General features: G+C 65.1%; 17 protein-coding genes. 3 read left to right on the top strand and 14 right to left on the bottom strand.

What is annotated here, in order from left to right; genetic code table 11:
* Positions 1–4 precede the first annotated feature (4 nt).
* The 14 genes from argC to INP52_RS06810 all read right to left on the bottom strand — a co-directional run bounded on the left by argC (position 5) and on the right by INP52_RS06810 (position 15289).
* Positions 5–1081, bottom strand: a complete 1077-nt coding sequence (gene argC, locus INP52_RS06745) for an N-acetyl-gamma-glutamyl-phosphate reductase (protein ID WP_194370224.1) — start codon at positions 1079–1081, stop codon at positions 5–7.
* Between the two features lie 339 nt (positions 1082–1420).
* On the bottom strand, positions 1421–2005 hold the full coding sequence (locus INP52_RS06750; RefSeq protein WP_194370226.1) for a DJ-1 family glyoxalase III: 585 nt from the start codon (positions 2003–2005) through the stop codon (positions 1421–1423).
* An 80-nt stretch (positions 2006–2085) separates the two neighbouring features.
* Positions 2086–2544 carry a PTS sugar transporter subunit IIA gene (locus tag INP52_RS06755; protein WP_194370228.1) on the bottom strand — a complete coding sequence of 153 codons (459 nt, stop codon included), beginning with the start codon at positions 2542–2544 and terminating at the stop codon, positions 2086–2088.
* A 151-nt stretch (positions 2545–2695) separates the two neighbouring features.
* Entirely contained in the window at positions 2696–3910 is a 1215-nt protein-coding gene (locus INP52_RS06760) for an MFS transporter (RefSeq protein WP_194370230.1), read from the bottom strand.
* Positions 3911–3919: 9 nt separating this feature from the next.
* On the bottom strand, positions 3920–4894 hold the full coding sequence (locus INP52_RS06765) for an aldo/keto reductase (protein WP_194370232.1): 975 nt from the start codon (positions 4892–4894) through the stop codon (positions 3920–3922).
* Between the two features lie 84 nt (positions 4895–4978).
* A complete protein-coding gene (locus tag INP52_RS06770; protein WP_194370234.1) occupies positions 4979–6169 on the bottom strand; it encodes an iron-containing alcohol dehydrogenase in 1191 nt (396 codons plus the stop codon).
* A 124-nt stretch (positions 6170–6293) separates the two neighbouring features.
* Positions 6294–7511 (bottom strand): thiolase family protein, encoded by a 1218-nt coding sequence (locus tag INP52_RS06775; protein WP_194370236.1) that lies wholly within the window; start codon positions 7509–7511, stop codon positions 6294–6296.
* Between the two features lie 47 nt (positions 7512–7558).
* Complete coding sequence (locus INP52_RS06780; RefSeq protein WP_194370237.1) at positions 7559–8407, bottom strand: 3-hydroxyacyl-CoA dehydrogenase family protein; 849 nt, start codon at positions 8405–8407, stop codon at positions 7559–7561.
* Between the two features lie 43 nt (positions 8408–8450).
* Positions 8451–10046, bottom strand: coding sequence for an acyl CoA:acetate/3-ketoacid CoA transferase (locus tag INP52_RS06785; RefSeq protein ID WP_194370239.1), 1596 nt, complete (start codon positions 10044–10046; stop codon positions 8451–8453).
* Positions 10047–10048: 2 nt separating this feature from the next.
* On the bottom strand, positions 10049–11665 hold the full coding sequence (locus INP52_RS06790) for a class I adenylate-forming enzyme family protein (protein WP_194370241.1): 1617 nt from the start codon (positions 11663–11665) through the stop codon (positions 10049–10051).
* Entirely contained in the window at positions 11662–12813 is a 1152-nt protein-coding gene (locus INP52_RS06795) for a glycerate kinase (RefSeq protein WP_194370243.1), read from the bottom strand. The genes INP52_RS06790 and INP52_RS06795 overlap by 4 nt, the downstream gene beginning before the upstream one ends.
* 5 nt (positions 12814–12818) lie before the next feature.
* On the bottom strand, positions 12819–13709 hold the full coding sequence (locus INP52_RS06800) for a class II fructose-bisphosphate aldolase (protein ID WP_194370244.1): 891 nt from the start codon (positions 13707–13709) through the stop codon (positions 12819–12821).
* A gap of 132 nt (positions 13710–13841) precedes the next feature.
* Entirely contained in the window at positions 13842–14963 is a 1122-nt protein-coding gene (locus INP52_RS06805; protein WP_194370246.1) for a PTS fructose transporter subunit IIC, read from the bottom strand.
* Positions 14963–15289 carry a PTS fructose transporter subunit IIB gene (locus tag INP52_RS06810; RefSeq protein ID WP_194370248.1) on the bottom strand — a complete coding sequence of 109 codons (327 nt, stop codon included), beginning with the start codon at positions 15287–15289 and terminating at the stop codon, positions 14963–14965. The genes INP52_RS06805 and INP52_RS06810 overlap by 1 nt, the downstream gene beginning before the upstream one ends.
* 352 nt (positions 15290–15641) lie before the next feature.
* Between INP52_RS06810 and INP52_RS06815 the strand changes: the two genes are divergently transcribed.
* From INP52_RS06815 to INP52_RS06825, 3 genes are read left to right on the top strand one after another with little or no spacing between them, the layout of a single operon-like run.
* Complete coding sequence (locus INP52_RS06815; RefSeq protein ID WP_194370250.1) at positions 15642–16205, top strand: STM3941 family protein; 564 nt, start codon at positions 15642–15644, stop codon at positions 16203–16205.
* Positions 16206–16222: 17 nt separating this feature from the next.
* Positions 16223–17149, top strand: coding sequence for an AEC family transporter (locus INP52_RS06820; RefSeq protein ID WP_194370252.1), 927 nt, complete (start codon positions 16223–16225; stop codon positions 17147–17149).
* A 2-nt stretch (positions 17150–17151) separates the two neighbouring features.
* On the top strand, positions 17152–18156 hold the full coding sequence (locus tag INP52_RS06825) for a sugar kinase (RefSeq protein ID WP_194370254.1): 1005 nt from the start codon (positions 17152–17154) through the stop codon (positions 18154–18156).
* Positions 18157–18161: the final 5 nt, after the last annotated feature.

Raw genomic sequence — 18161 nt, forward strand, 5'->3', positions numbered from 1 at the left:
GCTCTTAGACGAGGGGCGCGGGGGCGACGAGCCCCTGCGTCTCGGGCAGGCCCAGGATGACGTTGGCGCACTGGACGGCCTGGGAGGCCGCCCCCTTGCCGAGGTTGTCGATGGCACAGGAGGCGACGATCGTCTTGCGTCGTCGGTCGTCCAGGGCCACGCCCACCTGGGCGCGCGCGGTGCCAAAGACGGAGGCCGTGGCTGGCATCTCGCCGGCGGGCAGGGTGGTGACCAGGGGCTCGTTGGCGTAGCGGTCCTCGTAGGCACGGCGCACGTCGGCGAGGGCAACGCCTGCGGCCGCTTCCAGGTAGACGGTGGCGAGAAGCCCGCGCGTGAGCGGCGCCAGGTGCGGCGTGAAGACGACCGAGATCGGACGGCCCGCGACCTCGGAGAGGGTCTGCTCCATCTCGGGAGTGTGGCGGTGGGACGCGACGCCGTAGGCCTGGACGGACTCGTTGGCGCGGCAGAAGTGCGTGCGGTCACTGGGCGCGCGCCCCGCTCCCGAGACCCCCGAGATGGCGTCGGAGATCACGAGGTCACCGGTCGCGAGACCCGCCTCGAGGGCGGGCGTGGCGGCGAGCGCGGTGGCCGTGGGATAGCAGCCCGGCACGGCCACGAGCACGGTCTCGCCGATGGCGCGGCGAGCGGCCAGGGCTCGGAGGCCGGCGCGGTTGAGCTCGGGCAGGCCGTAGACGGTCTGCGAGAGGAGCTCGGGACTCGTATGGGGCGTCTCGTACCAGGCCTCATAGACGGCTGGGTCGTGGAGGCGATAGTCGGCCGAGAGGTCGAGCACCGTGACGCCACGCGCGAGCAGCTCCGGTGCGAGGGCGAGCGAGGCGGTGTGGGGGACGGCGAGAAAGGCCACGTCCGCACGCTGGGCGATGAGGTCCGACTCGGGCTGGGAAAGTTCGAGGTCACAGGCACCTGCGAACGATGGGTAGACCTCCGACAGGAGCGTTCCGGCCGCCTTGCGGTCCGTGGCCATGACGAGCTCGAGGCAGGGATGCGCAAGCACGAGGCGGCAGAGCTCGATTCCGGCGAATCCCGTAGCGCCGACGATGCAGACCCGTATGCTCTTCATGCATCCCATCCCCTTTTTTATTGCATATTATGGTATTAATATGCAAATATACCGGTTTTTAATACGGTGAATATAGAGAGTAGGGCAAAGGCTGTCAACAAGGGCGCCCGTTCGGACACCTGCCCGACACACTCGACGGCGTCGGACGAGCCACGGCCCAGCAGCTCCCTGCGGCTTTTAGCTTCGAGTACGCGAAAGTCACGTCATGCAGCGCGTCTGAGCTTCCCGCCAACAGGGCAAACGCTGACGAGAAGTCCCCACGCGCCGTCCGTATGCCTGGACTTTCGCCCGCTCGATGCTGAAAGAGGCTGGGAAGGGACTATGAGAGGAGCAGGGAGGCTACGAGCGATACACGACGCCCTCGGCCACGTGCGAAGCGGCCTCGTCGCCGGCAAGACGACGGACGAGCTCGAGGCCAAAGTCCATGGCCGTGGCCGCGCCCTGGCTCGTAACCAGGTTGCCGTCGACTACGACGGGCTCGTCGGCCACGAGCTCGGCACCGTGCTCGGAAAGCACGTGCTGAAAGCCCGGATTGGCCGTCGCACGACGTCCCTTGAGCAGGCCCAGCTCGGCCAGGATCGACGGGGCCGCACAGATGGCCGCGATGTCGGCGCCACGCGAGGAAAACGAGACGAGCGCCTCGCAGAGCGGCGCGCAGGCGCGCAGGTTGGGCGTCCCGGGGATACCTCCAGGCAGAACGAGCAGGTCGTAGTCATCAAACGAGAAGCCCTCGTCGAAGATCGTGCGATCGCAGACGATGGTCACCTCGTGTGACGACGTGACCTGCCGCTCTCTCGTGATTGACACGGTGTCGCAGCTCACCCCCGCGCGAAAGAGCACATCTACGATCGTGAGCCCCTCGACCTCCTCGAGCCCCTCGGCGATGAAGACGGCCACGCGCTTGTCGCTTGCCTTCTTGAACATGAGAAACCTCCTCCTTTGAAAAGAAACCCCACCGACGAATGCCGGAGGGGTCCCTCGTCGGTCGATGCGCAGAGCTAGAGCTACTCCTCGTCGATGCCCGCGTTGATGGCGCCGGCGATGGCCTGGGCGTCGTCGGAGCCGCGCACGAGACTCTTGAAGTCGTCCTTCATGAGCAGGACGGCGGTCCTGGAGAGGAGCTTGATGTGCGTGGTGCCGGCCTCGCCCTCGGGGACGAGCAGTGATATCGCAATATCCACGGGCTTGTCGTCGAAGCTCGGCCACTCGAGCGGGTGGTCGTTCTTGACCACGATGACCGCGGCACGCTTGATAGCGGCGTCCTTGGCGTGAGGCACCGCAAAGCCATCGGTCATGCCCGTCTCGCCCATCTCCTCGCGGGCGAGAAAGGCAGCGTAGACGGCATTGGCGTTATCGGTGACACCCAGCGCGGCGGCGCGATCGGAGATGAAGCGCAGCACGTTCTCGCGCGTGTCGATGCTCTGCTTGACGAAGACGTTTTCTTCCTTGACGAAGTCGCTCACGTGGATCCCCTTTGCTGTACGGTAAGACGCCCCATCAGGCGTCGCGTCTGCTGTGCACTGCCATGATAGCCGTTAGCGCCATCTCGGTTGAGGGGCAGTGCGGCGCACATTCGGATTTTACCTTTTTTGCCTGGGCGCACTTCCTCGCACCTCACAGCGCCCGCGCCACCGCGACGCTCGCCGCGCCCATGAGCGCCATGACGAGCAGCGCGGGCACGTAGGAGCCCGCGGCCGCCGAGAGCAGCCCCGTCCCCCACGAGCCGACGAGGGAGGCGAAGACGCTGTAGGTGTTCACGAGGGCCATGTTCTGCGCCATGCCCCGCTGTCCCCACCGCGTCCGCGTCACGAAGGGCATGCTCACCACCGCGGCCCCCCAGCTCACCCCCGTGAGCAGGCACGCGACTGCCTGGAGGGCAAGCGACCCCGTCGCCAGCGAGAAGATCATGGCCACGGGGCCCGCCAGGCCAAGCGCCCCGACGCCCCTCATCGTGCGGGAGCGGCCGAGGCGGTCGAGCGCCGCGCCTCCCCCGAGGCGTCCCAGCCCGCTGCCGACGTTGACGCACCCTATGACGAGAGCGGCCTCCAGATCGCTCGCGCCCAGGGAGAGCGGGAGCTCCCTCCCGATGCCCGTGACGCCCATGCCGACGCACCCCAAGAGGAACAGGAAGGCATAGAGCAAATAGAACGTGCGGTCGCGCAGCATGGCGGCGGCTCCCTGCTCGGCGGGCGCGGACTTCGCAGGCGTTCTCGGCCCGGAGGGGCTCGGGGGCCCCGGGGCGGCCCGCCGCCCCTCGTCCGTAGGAGGCCTCATCACGACGGCCGCCGCGAGCGCGAGGGCCGCGAGAGCCACCCCCGACCCCCTGATGACCACGCGCCAGTCGAGGAGGGCGTAGAGGTGGGTGACGAGCGGGCCGAGGACGAATCCCCCCGACCCGAAGCCCATGAGGCAGATTCCCTGGGCCAGGCCGACTCGGTCAGGGAACCACGAGGTGACCGTCGGGATGACGATGTTGTAGACGATGCCGATCCCCGCGCTCGCCGTCACGCCGTAGGTCGCGCACACCACGAGCAGACCGGAGGCCCCGTCTACCGCGGAGGTCCCCCAAAACCCCGCGGCGAGCAGGGCGGCGCCCAAGGCGAGCCCCCCTCGCTCCCATCCGCGGCGGACCAGCTCCCCCGAGACGATCCCCCCGACCGTGAAGGAGATGATCGAGAGGGCGAAGACGAGCGTCATGCTGGCCACGTCCCAGCCGAAGGTGCCCTTGAGCGGTGCCAGGAGGACCGAGTACGCGTAGATGAGCCCCATGAACAGAAGGAGCGCGGCCCCCATGCCCAAGATGAGGGAGCGTCTTCTCGCAACGATCACGACCGCCCCCTACACCCCCGACTCGGCATGCGCCTGCGCCACGCGCACGGCCCACTCCTCGAGCCGGTCCGGGTGGAAGGTGTAGCCGTCCGTCGTGTCGAGGGCGTCAAGCACGGCCATGTCGGCCGCGTCGAGCTCGAAGTCGAAGACCTCGCTGTTGGACCTGATGCGCCCCGCGCGCGTCGACTTGGGCATCGTGGCGAACCCGCTCTGCAGCGCCCAGCGCACGCAGACCTGCCCGACGTCCTTGCCGAGGCGCTCGGCCATGGCGACGACCTCGGGGCTCCTGAAGAGCCTCCCGCGCCCGAGCGGCGCCCATGCCTCGAGCTGGACGCCGCGGGAGCGGCACCACGCCACGGTCTCGCGCTGCTGGTAGGTGGGGTTGAGCTCGATCTGGTCGACCTGCGGCACCACGCTCGCGCCCTCGAGCAGGGCCTCCAGATGGGGCACGAGGAAGTTGGACACGCCGATGGCGCGCACGCGCCCCGCGGCGTAGAGCTCCTCGAACGCCCGCCAGCTGTCCCGGACGCGCTCGCGCCACTCGCCCTCGTGGCCTCCCACCTTGGGCCAGTGGATGAGGTAGAGGTCGAGATAGTCGCAGCCCAGGTCGGCGCAGGAGCGCTCGAAGGCGGTCAGCGCGCCCTCGTAGCCCTGCTCGTCGTTTCTGAGCTTGCTCGTGACGAAGAGCTCGCCGCGGGCGACCCCGGAGGCGGCGATGGCACGCCCCACCATCTTCTCGTTGCCGTACTGAGCGGCCGTGTCGATGTGCCTGAAGCCGAGGTCGAGGGCGGAGCGCACGGCTCTCTCCCCCGCCTCGTCGGGGGCGATCATGTAGGTGCCGAACCCCAGGCACGGCAGCTCGACGCCGTTGGCGAGGACGTAGCGGTCGCACTTCCCCGCGAGGCGCACGCGCGGCAGGAGGCGCCCGGCGGGATCCGCGCCGGCGACGTCGACGGGACGTATGGAGCGGGCAGAGACGCTCATGAAACTCCTTTCACAAAGGCGACGGGCGCGGGGAGGCTGGTGACGGCCCCGCGCCCGCTTCACCTGAAACGACTCCTTCAGAGACTAGCGTGCATCCCTCAGAATCTGCTCGATGTCCTCTACGTGCAGCTCCTTGAAGAAGCCGGCGTGATCACCGCCACGCGCGTCGACGGCGCCGACGGCCATCTCATGAATCTGCTCGTCGGTAGGATTGACGCCAAGCTCCTTGAGCGAGGTGGGCATGCCGATCGAATGGCACCACTGATCCCACGCCGCGATTCCTCGCAATCCGGTGGCGCGCGCGTCATGGAAGTCGTTTTCCACTCCAAAGACGTTGACGCCAAACTGAGCGAAGCGCGCAGGGTCAACGTCAATCACGTACTTGGCCCAGCTCGACCAGATGGCAGTCAGGCCCGCACCGTGTGCGACGTCGAACAGGGCGCCAATCTCATGCTCAATGGCATGGCAGGCGAAGTCGCCGACGCGCCCGGTGCCCGTCAGGCCGCAATGAGAAAGAGAGCCAGCCCACATCAGGTTCGCACGAGCCGCATAGCTCTTCGGGTCGGCGAGGGCCTCGGGGACGGCGGTCTTGACGGTGCGCAGGAGCCCCTCACTCATGGCGTCGGTAAGCTCGACATGATCGACCTTGGTGAAGTAGCGCTCCATCGTATGGAACATGATGTCAGCACCGGGAGCCGCGGTCTGATAGGCCGGCACCGAGTAGGTGAGCTCGGGATTCATGATGGCGAAGAGGGGGCGACCGCACTCATGGTTGTATGAGCGCTTGAGCATCCGTTCGCCCAGGGTGTCGATGTTGATGACCGCAGAGTTGGAGGTCTCCGAACCCGTGCCAGCAAGCGTGGAGATGGCACCGAGCTTGGCGATCTTGTCCGTGCCCACCTTGCCGAGAAAGAGGTCCTCGAGGGCGAAGTCGTTGGCAAGGCCGTAGGCGATGGCCTTCGAGGAGTCGATCGCGGAGCCGCCGCCGATGGCGAGCACGAAGTCGACGCCCTCCTGGCGGGCGAGCTCGACTCCCCTCTTCACGAGCGAGAGGCGCGGGTTGGGCACGACGCCGTCAAGCTCGACGTAGGAGATGCCAGCGTCATCGAGGCCCTTCTCGACGCGGCCGAGCAGCCCAGTCGTGCGGACGTAGTCGCCCCCCCAGTGGATCAGGGCCTTGGTGCCGCCGTTTTCCTTGATGAGGCGACCGGCCTCGCCCTCGGTGTCCTTGCCGAACACGACCTTGGTCGGTACGAGGTACTCAAAGTTAACCATAGTAAAATCCTTTCCTAGATCCGGTAGTGGACGTGCGGCGGAGCGCCCGAGGGGTCGGACGCCGTGCGCGGCGACGGCGCGAAAGAGGCCTGGCGCCGCACGCGGCGGCAGGCCCCTCGCCCGGCTACTCCGCCGTGAAGTACATAGAGATGCCCTGGCCCCCGCCGATGCACATCGACACCATGGCATCGCGCTTCTCGGGGTGGCGGCGCGCGAGCTCATAGGCGCACTTGATGGCCAGAATCGTGCCAGTGGCACCAATCGGATGACCGAGAGAGATGCCTCCACCGTAGATGTTGACCCGCTCGTCGTCGAGACCGAGGTCACGCGTCACGGCGAGCGCCTGGGAGGCGAAGGCCTCGTTGATCTCGAAGAAGTCAATCTTGGTGAGGTCGAGGTCGAGCTGCTCGGCCAGCTTCCTGCTCGAGAAGTACGGCGAGTAGCCCATGAGCTCCGCATGGTAGCCAGCAACGGCGTGGCCGCGAATCGCGACCATGGGGGTGCAGCCGAGCTCGGCGGCCTTGGCGCGTGTCATGACGACCACCGCGGCCGCCGCGTCGTTAAGCGAGGAGGAGTTGGCGGCCGTGACGGTGCCCGTGCCGTCAGTGACGAAGCACGGCTTGAGCTTCGCGAGGCTCTCGACGGTAACGCCCTCGCGGGGCCCTTCGTCGGCATCGAAGACGGTGACGGAGCCCTTGCGGCCCCTGACCTCGACGGGGATAATCTCCTCGGAGAACACCCCGGCGGCGACGGCCGCCACGGCGCGCTGTTGGCTGCGGGCAGCAAAGCGGTCCTGCTCCTCGCGGCTCACGTTGAACTTTCGGGCCACGTTCTCGGCCGTGACGCCGTTGTGAGAGTGGTCGAGCGGCCAGGTGAGGATGTCGATGACGCCGTCCTCGAGCTGCTTGTGGCCCATGCGGGCTCCCCAGCGAGCACTGGGCACGTAGTAGGGCAGTTGCGAGAGGCTCTCGGAGCCACCGGCCACCACGACGTCGGCCGCTCCGGTCTGAATCTCCATGACGGCGTCGACGATCGACTGCAGGCCGCTGCCGCACTGGCGGTTGACGGAGTAGGCGCAGGTCTCATCTGGCAGGCCAGCCTTGAGGCTGACGGCGCGCGCCAGAAAGCCATTCTCGCCCCAAGATCCGACCTGACCGACGATGACCTCGTCGACAGATGCGGGCTTGACGCCGGCACGGGAGACGGCCTCGCGGACCACGAGGGCTCCCATGTCGATGGAGGAGACGGTCTTGAGGCTACCCCCGAACTTGCCGATCGGGGTGCGGGCCCCGGCGACGATGACGACGTCGTCGGGTCGCTTCTCAAAGGTGCGATTGCTCATCGGTGATGCTCCTTTCGAAAGTGCGGAAGAGCGGAAGTCCCGTCTCCCTAGCGGTAGTCGTAGAAGCCGCGACCGGTCTTGCGACCCAGCCGGCCCTGGTCGACCATCTGTTTGAGCAGCGGGCACGGACGGTACTTCTCGTCCCCGAAGCTCTCGTAGAGACCAGACATCGTGGCCAAGACCACGTCGATGCCGGTGAAGTCCATGAGCTCGCAGGGCCCCATGGGGTGGTTGCAGCCGAGCTTCATGCCCGCGTCCACGTCCTCGGGGGTGCAGCCCTCCATGACGAGGAAGGCGCCCTCGTTCTGGTACGGCACGATGATGCGGTTGACGATGAACCCAGGCTGGTTGGGCGCGGATATGGACGTCTTGCCCAGGACGTCCGCCAGCTCGCGCGCGGATGCGAGTGCCTCGTCGGAGGTCTTCTTGCCCCGGATGAGCTCGACGAGTCTCATGACCGGCGCGGGATAGAAGAAGTGCATGCCCAAGACGTCAGCGGGACGGGTGGTCGCCGCCGCTATGTCATCTATGTTGATGCCGGAGGTGTTGGTGAGCAGGGTGGCCCCCGCGTCGGCGAACTCGTCCATCTTCTGGAACGTCGCGCGCTTGAAGTCGAGGCGCTCCGGCACGGCCTCTATCACGTGGGCGGCACCCGCGATGCGCGCGTAGTCGGTGGTGTAGGAGAGGCGCGCAAGAGTGGCGTCCGCGTCATCCTGCCCCAGCTTGCCCTTCTCGACCTTCTTTTGGAGGAGCTTTGCGACGAGGGCATGAGCCTTGTCGAGGGGCTCCTGGGCGACGTCGACCACCGTGACCTCCAGGCCAGACTGGGCGCACGCCTGGGCTATGCCTCCCCCCATGAGCCCGGAGCCAATGACTGCTACCTTTTTGTTGTCCATCGTTGTCCCTTTCTTTGTGTGAGGATCTAACGGGTGGGGGTTCCTACGGGCGGGCGAAGCCTGCGGCCAGGCCACAGGGCCCGTCCGGGGCAAAGAGGGCGGAATCCATCTCCTTGAGGTGCGGGCTCACGATCGGCGCGAACCCCATCATGTCGAGGACCTGCGTCTGAAGGTCCACGCCAGGCGCGAGCTCGGTGAGCATGACGCCCTCGTCCACGAGCTCGAAGACGGCGCGCTCGGTGACCACGACGACGCGCTGGCCGCGGGCGCGGGCGTCCGGTCCGTTGAACGAGAGCTGCGCCACGTGAGAGACCATCTTCTTGATGGCCCCTTCACGCTCGATGGTGAGACGCCCGCCCTCGAAGCGGTAACGCGCGCCCTTGGCGGTAAACGTGCCAAGAAACACCACGATCTTGGCGTTCTGCGTGATGTCGACGAAACCTCCGGCACCGGCGCAGCGCTCCCCCATCTTGGTGGAGTTCACGTTGCCCTCGCCGTCAAGCTCGCCCATGCCCATGTAGGTCACGTCGACGCCCGCCCCGTCGTAGTAGTCGAACTGCTCGGCGTGGCTCACCATGGCGAGCAGGTTCTGGCCGATCCCGAAGTCGACGCCGCCAAGCTGGACGCCGCCGTAGATGCCGCTCTCGACCGTGACCATCACCTTGTCGGAGAGACCCTCCTCGGCGACGACACGCCCCACCATGTCGTTGGGGATGCCGGTGCCGAGGTTGACCACGCAGCCTGGGTAGAGCTCCTGGCAGCCCCGGCGAGCAATGAGCTTGCGCTCGTTGAAGGGGGCGGGCTCCATCGAGGAGGAGGGCACGCGCAGCTGGCCCACGAAGGACGGATCGAAGTAGATCGAGGAGGTCATGCGATGATCCTCCTCGGGATCGGGACAGACCACGACCCGGTCGATGAAGACGCCCGGGACGGTCACCTCCTTAGGGTTGAGCGTGCCGATCTGGGCCACCTCACGGACCTGAGCGATGACCTGACCGCCGTAGCGCTTGGTGGCGAGAACCGCACTCAAGACCTCGAGCTTCATGGCCTCGTCAGTTGTGGTGAGGTTGCCCATCTCGTCGCAGGTGGTGCCGCGGATGAGGCAGACGTCGAGGGGGACCTCGTGATAGAGCAGGTATTCCTCTCCGTGAATGGTGATGACCTCAGAGATGTCAGGCAGCGCGCGCGTGCGCGCGTTCATCTTGCCGCCCTCGAGGCGCGGGTCGATGAAGGTTCCCAGGCCCACCTTGCTCATCTTGCCCGGCAGCCCGCAGGCCATGGAACGGTAGAGCTGCGCGATCTGCCCTTGCGGCAGGCAGTAGGCCTCTACCTGGTCGTGGGCGATCATGTCCATCCACCTTGGCTGGAGGCCCCAGTGAGAGCCGATGATGCGCGTCACGAGGCCCTCGTGCGCGAGGTGCTGGATGCCGCGTGCGCGGTCGGACTGGCCACAGGAGTGCAGCAGCGTGAGACCGCGAGGATGGCCTGTCTCGAGGAAGCGTCGCTCTATGGCCTTGAGGTTGGACTCGGAGGCAGAGACGAGCGTCATGCCGATCGTGCAGAGGGTGGAGCCGTCGACGATGGAGGCCGCAGCCTCCTCGGGGGTGACGAAGACGGCCTTGAGGCTTGCGTCTGCCATGTCTAGCCTTCCTGTTCATGAGCGCTGAGCGAGGAGAGCATCAGATCGCGCACGGCCGCTCGGTCGGGCTTTTCGGCAGCGGTCTGCGGAATCTTCTTGACGAAGACCACGTGCGCGGGAATCTTGAAGCGAGCGATACGGCCCGCAAGCGCCCGGCGAACGCCCTCCTCGGTGGGCGAGCAGCCCAGAGCCGGTACGAGTGCGGCCACGGGCACCTCGCCATAGAGCTCGTGTGGGATTCCGGTCACGCAGGCGCCCGCGACGTCCGGCAGCTCGCAGAGGACCTCCTCGAGCTCCGAGCACCAGACCTTCTCGCCGCCGCGGTTGATCATGTCCTTCTTGCGGTCCACCACCCAGACCATGCCCTCCTCGTTGGCATGGGCCATGTCGCCGGTGGCGAGCCAGCCCTCGTCGTCGGGACCTCCCGCGGCTCCACCGTAGTAGCCCTGTGTGACGCAGGCCCCCCGCACGAGGAGCTCGCCGGTCTGCCCCGAGGCGACTTCGCGACCATCCTCGTCCACGATCTTGGCGTCCACGCCGGGGACGGGCTTTCCCGTAGCCCCCGCAAAGATCGACGTGGGCGCGTCGTAGGGAAAGAGCAGGGCGGGCGAGGAGGTCTCGGTCATGCCATAGACCACCTGAAAGCTCGCCGGGGGCATCCATGCGTGAAAGGCGCGCATCGTGGCAACGGGCTCGTAGCTCGACCCGCTGAGCAGCGCCCGGACGCTCGGGAGCTCGGGGAACTCGTCCTTGAGCGCGAGGAGCTCGGCGAAGAAGGTCGGCGAGCCGTGCAGATACGTGATCTTCTCGTCGCGCACGCAGGCAAGCGTGCGACATGCGTCGAAGACGCGATGCAGATACGTGGTCGCACCCACGTAGAGGAACTGTACGAGCAGAGCGACAAGGCCCGTCACGTAGTAGATGGGAGTCGAGATGAGGCAGCGATCATACGGCGTGGTCCCCATGAGACGGGCGTAGATCATGGAGGCATGGCAGACGTTTGCGTTTGTAAGCACGACCCCCTTGCACGCTGAGGTAGTGCCACTCGTGAACATCATGATGGCGGGATCGTCCGACGTGCCGGCGGCCTCGCAGGGAAATCCTCCCAGACCGGAGAAACCGTAGTCCCCGGAGGCGCCACGGGTCCAGATGATGCGATCCGCCGCCAGAGGCAGACGCGCCCCCCAGCCCCCGAACTCCCCTCCCGCCACGAGCAGCGAGAGATCGGCCGCCTCCACGAGTGAGGCCACCTCGAGCACGCGATACTTGGTGGGCAGGGGCACGCAGACGCCGGCAAGCTTGGAGACGGCAAAGAGCGCCACAACGAACTCGAGGTCGGCGTACATGAGCAGCCCCACGTGTGATCCGCGCGCCACGCCCAGCCATGCAAGATGGGAGGCAAGCGCGTCGACATGTCCGAGGAGCTGCGAGAAGGTCGTGGGCCTACCAGCGTCATCCACCACGGCCACGGCCTCGGGAGTACGACGTGCCGAGGCACGAAGCAGGTGATAGAGACTCGAAGGCATCTCGTCGAAGGTGTGAACCATGTGAGCGCCCCGAGCGTGGGGGCCCATGCCGCGCTGCAACGCGCGGTTCCAGCAGACTGCACCGCTCATCATGAGCACTCCCCCATTCCCCGTCCGAGAGCCAGAAGCGAGAAGGTCCGATCCGCCGCAAGCGCAAAGTTCCGTTCGGCATGGGAGAGAGCGTCAGCGACGCTGCCCGCGCCGATGGCAGTGGGTACGAGCGCGTCCACGCCCTGCGAGAGGAGCCCGAGGGCACCGGGGTCCATGCCGCCAACGATGGCCACGCACGTAACGCCCGCGGCACGACAACGTGTGGACACCCCGCTCACCACCTTTCCATGAGACGACTGGGAGTCCGCGTGACCCTCGCCGGTGATGCAGAGGTCAGCCCCCTCGAGAGCCGCGGTCAGGCCAACAAGGTCGAGCACCCAGTCGACGCCGGACACGACCTCGGCGCTCAAGAAGAGCCGCGCAGCGGCGGCGAGGCCCCCAGCAGCACCCATGCCAGGCTCTTGGGACACATCCACCCCAAAGGTGCGTGCGAGCACGTCGGCAAAAGACGCCATGCCGTCCTCGAGCTCGCGAACCACAGCCGGACGAGCTCCCTTCTGCGGGGCGAAGACGCGCGTCGCTCCGCGAGGGCCCACAAGGGGATTGTCCACGTCGCACATCACATGAAAGCGCGCCCGACCGAGGAGCCCGTCCATGCCCGAGACGTCAATCGATTCCACGCGGCCCAGGTCAGACCCAACGCCTGCCAGATCCTCACCATCTGCGTCCAGGAAGCGTGCTCCGAGGGCGCGCATGCACCCCATCCCCGCATCGTTGGTCGCGGAGCCTCCGATGGCGATGGAGACGTCGGTCGCGCCGCGTGCGAGAGCGTCAGCTATGAGCTGACCCGTTCCGTAGCTGCTCGTGGCGAGCGGGTTGCGTTCGTCAGGGACGAGTAGGGGAAGCCCCGAGGCGGCGGCCATCTCGATGACGGCACGACCTTCGGGAAGCATCCCATAATGAGCACACACGCTGCGTCCGAGCGGATCGGACACCGCCACGTGGATGAACTCTCCATCCGTTGCCGCCACGACAGCGTCGACTGTGCCCTCGCCGCCGTCAGCAACCTGAACGCACGTGCAGCTCACGGCCGGGAAGCGCACGCGCGCCGAGTGCACGAGAAGCTCGGCGGCGCGCCTAGACGAGATCGTCCCCTTGAACGAGTCGCATGCGAAGACAAAGCGGGCCATGGGAGCTAGTCCGTCTCCTCGACGTGCTCTTCACTGAACTGGTAGCGGTCCGCAGAGCCGAAGAGGTGCATGTAGCGCGCGAGCCACGCGGAGGCCTTCTCCTCGGCATTCGTGGAGACAAAGAGGTAGTCGGGACGCTCCCTGTCGACTAGGAAGGCACGCACGGCCGAGACGTAGGCCGCTGAGTAGTCGGTCCACAGGTTGACCTTGTTGATGCCGCCCGCGACGGCCTTCTTGAAGTTCTCGTCACCGGCGCCAGACCCACCGTGCAGGACGAGCGGGTACCTCTCGCCCAGGGCCGCCTTAATCTCGGCGAGACGGGTGAAGTCGAGGTGCGGGACGTAGTCCGCGGGGTAGTTGCCGTGCGCGGTGCCGATGGCCACCGCCAGAGCGTCACACCCGGTGCGCTCGACGAACTCGACGGCCATGTCGACCTTGGTGTACATGTCATCGGAGCGCCCGTCGCCGTCGGCCGCCTGGCCGACGTGGCCAAGTTCAGCCTCGACGGAGACGCCGTGAGCATGGGCGAACGCCACGACCTGCTGGACGCGGCGAATGTTTTCTTCGAAGGGGAGGCTGGAGGCGTCGCACATGACGCTCGAGAAGCCAGCCTTGATGCAGCGGCAGATGTCCTCGAACTCGGCACCGTGATCCAAGTTCAGGGCGACGGGAACGTTGAGGGGCTCGGCGAGGGCCCTGACCATGGGGGCGAAGGCCTCGGGAGTGGCATTGAGGTGCGCCTGTCGGGGAGAGACGTCAATGATGACGGCAGATTTGTTGGCCTGGGCCGCGGCGAGCGCAGCCTTGACCATGTTGAAGTCCGGGCAGTTCGGGGCGGGAACCGCGTAGCGGTTGACGCTTGCGTGCTGGAGCATTTCCTTCATGGAAACGTACATGTGTGAGTCCTCCTTGAATGCCTGACTCGCCGGCATGAGCTGATGGGTCAGCTATAAAGACAAAGCGATGGAGCAGAAAAGCACGTGCAAGACGGGCGGGGAGGCGAGCCTCCCCGCCCCGGCGAGTAAGGACTAGCCGAGCAGCTGGTCGAGGACGCCGTTGCCAGCCATGTCGCCCTCTTCCGCGACGGGCTTGCGGAGGATGAAGTACAGGATGCCAGTGACGGCCGCGCCGGCGAACCAGAACAAGACGAACTGGAGCGGGTTGCTCATCATCGGAATGACGAACACGCCACCGTGAACGGCCACGGACTCGAGCGCGAAGTAGCCGCACAGACCGCCCGAAATGGCACCACCAATCAGGCAGGGAACGAGGCAGCGCCACGTATCCTGCACGAGGAACGGAATGACGTACTCCTGGATGTAGCAGCATGCGAGCACGACGCCGGATAGCGTGGTGGAGCGCTCCTTCTCGGTAAACTTCTTCTTGCCGGTGAAGCGATCAATGACCTGGGCGAAGCAGACGCCGAGCGGGTTCTGCATACCGCCACACATCTTGCAGGCGGCGGGCCCAAGGACGCCATCGGCGTTGAGTCCGTTGGCGACGAGGGCCACGGCCTTGGAGATCGGGCCGCCCTGGTCGGTGGACATGCCTGCACCGATAGCGGCGCCGAAGATGAAACCGCCCACGCCCTGGAGGTTCATGAGGGCACCCGTGATCAGGGTCATGAGCCAGCCGATGGGCACGCCGATGACGTACCACATGAGCAACGACGTCACGCCGGTGCCCACGACCGGAATGACCAGGATGGGAAAGACGGACTGCACGGAGCCTGGGACCTTCTTGGACCAGCTCTTGAGCAGGTTCACGATGTAGCCGGCCAGGATGCCTCCGATGAGAGCACCGAGGAAGCCCGCCTTAATCGTGTTGGAGATGACGCCGACGGCAAATCCGGGAGCGAGACCGGGCTTGTCGGTCAGGGCGTAGGCGACGTAGGCTCCAATGATGGGCACGCTCACGTCAAAGATGGCGGCACCGATGGCATAGACGACCATTGCAAAGGAGTAGGCGGTGTACGTGAGCTCCTTCATGTCCGCAGCGATGTTGTAGCCGCCCATGGCCTTGGCAAGCCCCTCAAGCACGCCGCCACCGACGATGAACGGAATCATATAGGAGATACCAGTCAGAACGGCGTCCCACACGACGCGTCCCTGGCTCCTCTTCTTGGCATTCTTGCGCTGAATCTCAGCCATTAGTCAATAGCCTCCAATACTTCGTCCACGACCGAAAGTGCGGTCTCCAGGGTCATGACCTCATTGGTCTTGCAGCTCAACGTGGGAATGGGCTCAAAGCGCTCCTTGTCCTTGATCTTCACGTCGGCTGCTATGATGGCCGCGTCCGCGCGGGCAAGGTCCTCGTCGGTGATGACGTTTTCGGCTCCGGTGGCACCCTGAGTCTCGATCTTGGCCTCGCACCCCCGCCTCTCGAGAGCCGTGGCGAGAGACTCAGCGGCCATGAAGGTGTGCGCAATGCCGATCTGGCATGCGGTCACGCCGACGATGAACTTCTTTCCTGCCATTTTTCCTCCTCTCCTCTTACTCGAATCTACCGAAGATGACCCCTCCTGACCCATCTTTGGGTTTCTACTGTCGTGGGGGTCTATGGAATTCATCATATTTACTCCACAGTCATTTTGAGATAGAAACTGTCTTATGTAGATGTATCCATATTTTACACACTTTTTGTTCTTTTTTAGTTCGATTAGACTGAGAAAAGTATCTTTGTACAAACTCTTTTTCTTCATACCATCATACTTTCTTCATATAAGTGCAGAGATGATTTTGTCTCCCCCTCTCTTAGCTATGATGCAGGGGACAATGCCCACAGAGAAGGACAAGCGCTCGACGCTTTTTTAGAAGAGAGGGGCCCACGTGTCTCAGACAGCCGCCACGCAGAGATTCTCGGTCACAAACAACGTCGTTCTGCTCATCATTTACACGTTCATGGGCGCCTGCCTGCTTGTGGCATCCATCCTCGCCCTGACCCAGCCGCTCCCCTACGCCGAGAACCCCCTGCTCATGAAGGTTACGATGGGCTGGCTCGGATTCCCCCTTGCCGTAGCGCTCATCGCGCTCAATGTGCGCAAGATACTAACGCGCCGCGACGCAATCGTGGTGGACGAGCGCGGCATCACTGACCACACCGGTGGTATGGCCCCTGGCTTCATCTCCTGGGACGACCTTGAGGAGGTCTTCCTCCTCAAGCTCAAGGACGATACCTACCTATGCGCGGTTCCTCGTGACTACAACGCTTGGTGCACCCAGCTCAGCACGCGTCAGAGGCGTCTCGCGCAGGCCAACGTCGACGCCGGCTTCGCCCCTATCCGCATACAGTTCAAGAAGGTCACGGACACCTACACCGCCCAGGACGGGCTCTGTGCCGTGCGGCGCTTCCACCCCGAGAAGGTCACCCGCGTCCGCAAGCCAAAGTACTAAGGAGGAGCCGCCGATCCATGCTCGACGTCATCGTCAAGGTCCTTTCGTTCGTCGTCATCATCTTCGTGGGCGTCGGTGCCGCGCGTAGCTCCGCATTTGGAGACAGCGCCGGCAGGCTCGTCTCGCGCATTGTCTTCAACCTCACCCTTCCGGCCGCGATTGTGCGTGCCTTCCAGACCACTGAGCTCGAGCCAGCCCTCTTGGGTCTCATCGTCCTCGGCTTTCTCGCGAATGCCCTTCCATTCTTCTTCTCCCTCATCGTCTACCGGAAAAAGCCCCGTGAAGAGCGCGTCATCCAGCAGGCCAATGTTTCAGGCCTCAATATTGGCTGCTTCGCCCTATCCTTTGTGCAGGCGTTCTTTCCCGTCTCGGGCGTGGTTGCCACTTGCCTGTTCGATGCGGGGAATTCCCTCATGAGCACGGGTGGCACCTGGGCGCTCATGCGCGCGGTCGTCCTCGACGCAGACGACACCTCAACACACGAGCGCATGGGCGTCTTCGCGCGCACGCTGTTCTCCTCCGTGCCGTTCGACTGCTACCTCGTGCTCATCGCCTTGGGCCTCGGAGAAGTCCGTTTGCCCCCCCAGTTCATCACCCTCATCGACCCAATCGCAAGCGCAAATTCCTTCCTGTCTTTGTTCATGATTGGACTTATGATTAGATTCTCCCTTGACGGGAGGAAGGCCGTCGAGCTCGTGAGGCTCCTTGGCTGGCGTTTTGCCTTTGCGACGGTCCTCTCGCTGGCCACCGTGTTCGTGCTTCCTCTCGACGCAGGAGTCCGCCAGGTCGTCGCCGTCCTCGCATGGGCCCCCGCCGCGTCGACTGGTCCACTCTATACGCTGTGGGCCGGCGGGGACGAGGGACTCGCGGGCATGGCAAATGCACTGACCGTTCTCGTGGGGATAGTCGTCATGACCTCCCTCGTGCTCGTGATGGGAGTCTAGGTGTGAACATCCTTTGCTTCGGAGAGCCCCTCGTAAGGCTCGCAACCGTTGCGCACGAGCGTCTCGACGAGGCGCGCAGTCTTGACATCTCCTACAGCGGCGCCGAGACGGTCGTGGCCATAACCCTCGCCCAGCAGGGTGAGAGCGTCTCTTTTGCATCGAAGGTATCAAGCAACCACCTGGGCACCAATGCCCTCATGAACCTCTCTCGCTACGGGGTGGACACCTCGCGCGTCATCCGCTCGGACGATCGGATGGGCATTTACTACAGTGAGCGGGGTCTCTCCATTCGCCCAACCGTCGTCACGTACGATCGCTCGGGCACCGCGATGGCCAATGCCCATCACGCCGACTTTGACTGGGATCACATGCTCAACGGCATCGAGGCGTTCTTCTTCTCGGGAGTCGTGCCCGCCATCTCCGGAGAGATGTACCAAACCTGTCTCGAGGGGCTCAGGGCCTGCAAGGGGCGCGGTATCCACACGGTCATGGATCTCAACTACCGCGAGACGATGTGGCCCTCGCGCGAGGCGGCGCACGAACAGATCGGATCACTGCTCCCCTACGTCGACCAGCTCATCGCCTCAGAGGACGACATCCTCTCCTACGAGGGAGGCCACGTCGACGAGACCGAGCTCTTCGACTACTGCCTGTCATGGGCCCACGGCATGATGGTCGATCACGCCTTGCAGTCACTGTGCTTCGTCGTCCGCCAGATCGACCGCTACGACGTCGCCTCCATTCGCAGTGCCATCGTGACGCACAAGGAGACCTTTCTCTCTCGTCTGCAGCAGGTCGCCGTTGCCGACATCTCAAGCAGCGGTAGCGTCTTTGCCGCCGCAATCGTGCACGGTGACGCTTGCCACTGGGACCGCCAGTTCACCGTGGACTACGCAACGATGTCAAGCGCGTTCAAGGCTACGGTCTACGGGGACTTCACCTCGGCGAGCGAGACCGAAATCGCATCCCTGCTCGCAGCAGGGGCGAAGCCGAACATCCGTCAGTAGGTGGG

The organism is Thermophilibacter immobilis (assembly GCF_015277515.1).
GTDB lineage: Bacteria > Actinomycetota > Coriobacteriia > Coriobacteriales > Atopobiaceae > Thermophilibacter > Thermophilibacter immobilis.

What these genes read in the sequence shown, in the direction of transcription:
- INP52_RS06800 (WP_194370244.1), bottom strand. Translation starts at nt 13,709, where the DNA reads ATGTACGTTTCCATGAAGGAAATGCTCCAGCACGCAAGCGTCAACCGC.
- argC (WP_194370224.1), bottom strand. Translation starts at nt 1,081, where the DNA reads ATGAAGAGCATACGGGTCTGCATCGTCGGCGCTACGGGATTCGCCGGA.
- INP52_RS06785 (WP_194370239.1), bottom strand. Translation starts at nt 10,046, where the DNA reads ATGGCAGACGCAAGCCTCAAGGCCGTCTTCGTCACCCCCGAGGAGGCT.
- INP52_RS06770 (WP_194370234.1), bottom strand. Translation starts at nt 6,169, where the DNA reads ATGGTTAACTTTGAGTACCTCGTACCGACCAAGGTCGTGTTCGGCAAG.
- INP52_RS06810 (WP_194370248.1), bottom strand. Translation starts at nt 15,289, where the DNA reads ATGGCAGGAAAGAAGTTCATCGTCGGCGTGACCGCATGCCAGATCGGC.
- INP52_RS06780 (WP_194370237.1), bottom strand. Translation starts at nt 8,407, where the DNA reads ATGGACAACAAAAAGGTAGCAGTCATTGGCTCCGGGCTCATGGGGGGA.
- INP52_RS06775 (WP_194370236.1), bottom strand. Translation starts at nt 7,511, where the DNA reads ATGAGCAATCGCACCTTTGAGAAGCGACCCGACGACGTCGTCATCGTC.
- INP52_RS06795 (WP_194370243.1), bottom strand. Translation starts at nt 12,813, where the DNA reads ATGGCCCGCTTTGTCTTCGCATGCGACTCGTTCAAGGGGACGATCTCG.
- INP52_RS06820 (WP_194370252.1), top strand. Translation starts at nt 16,223, where the DNA reads ATGCTCGACGTCATCGTCAAGGTCCTTTCGTTCGTCGTCATCATCTTC.
- INP52_RS06790 (WP_194370241.1), bottom strand. Translation starts at nt 11,665, where the DNA reads ATGATGAGCGGTGCAGTCTGCTGGAACCGCGCGTTGCAGCGCGGCATG.
- INP52_RS06805 (WP_194370246.1), bottom strand. Translation starts at nt 14,963, where the DNA reads ATGGCTGAGATTCAGCGCAAGAATGCCAAGAAGAGGAGCCAGGGACGC.
- INP52_RS06750 (WP_194370226.1), bottom strand. Translation starts at nt 2,005, where the DNA reads ATGTTCAAGAAGGCAAGCGACAAGCGCGTGGCCGTCTTCATCGCCGAG.
- INP52_RS06765 (WP_194370232.1), bottom strand. Translation starts at nt 4,894, where the DNA reads ATGAGCGTCTCTGCCCGCTCCATACGTCCCGTCGACGTCGCCGGCGCG.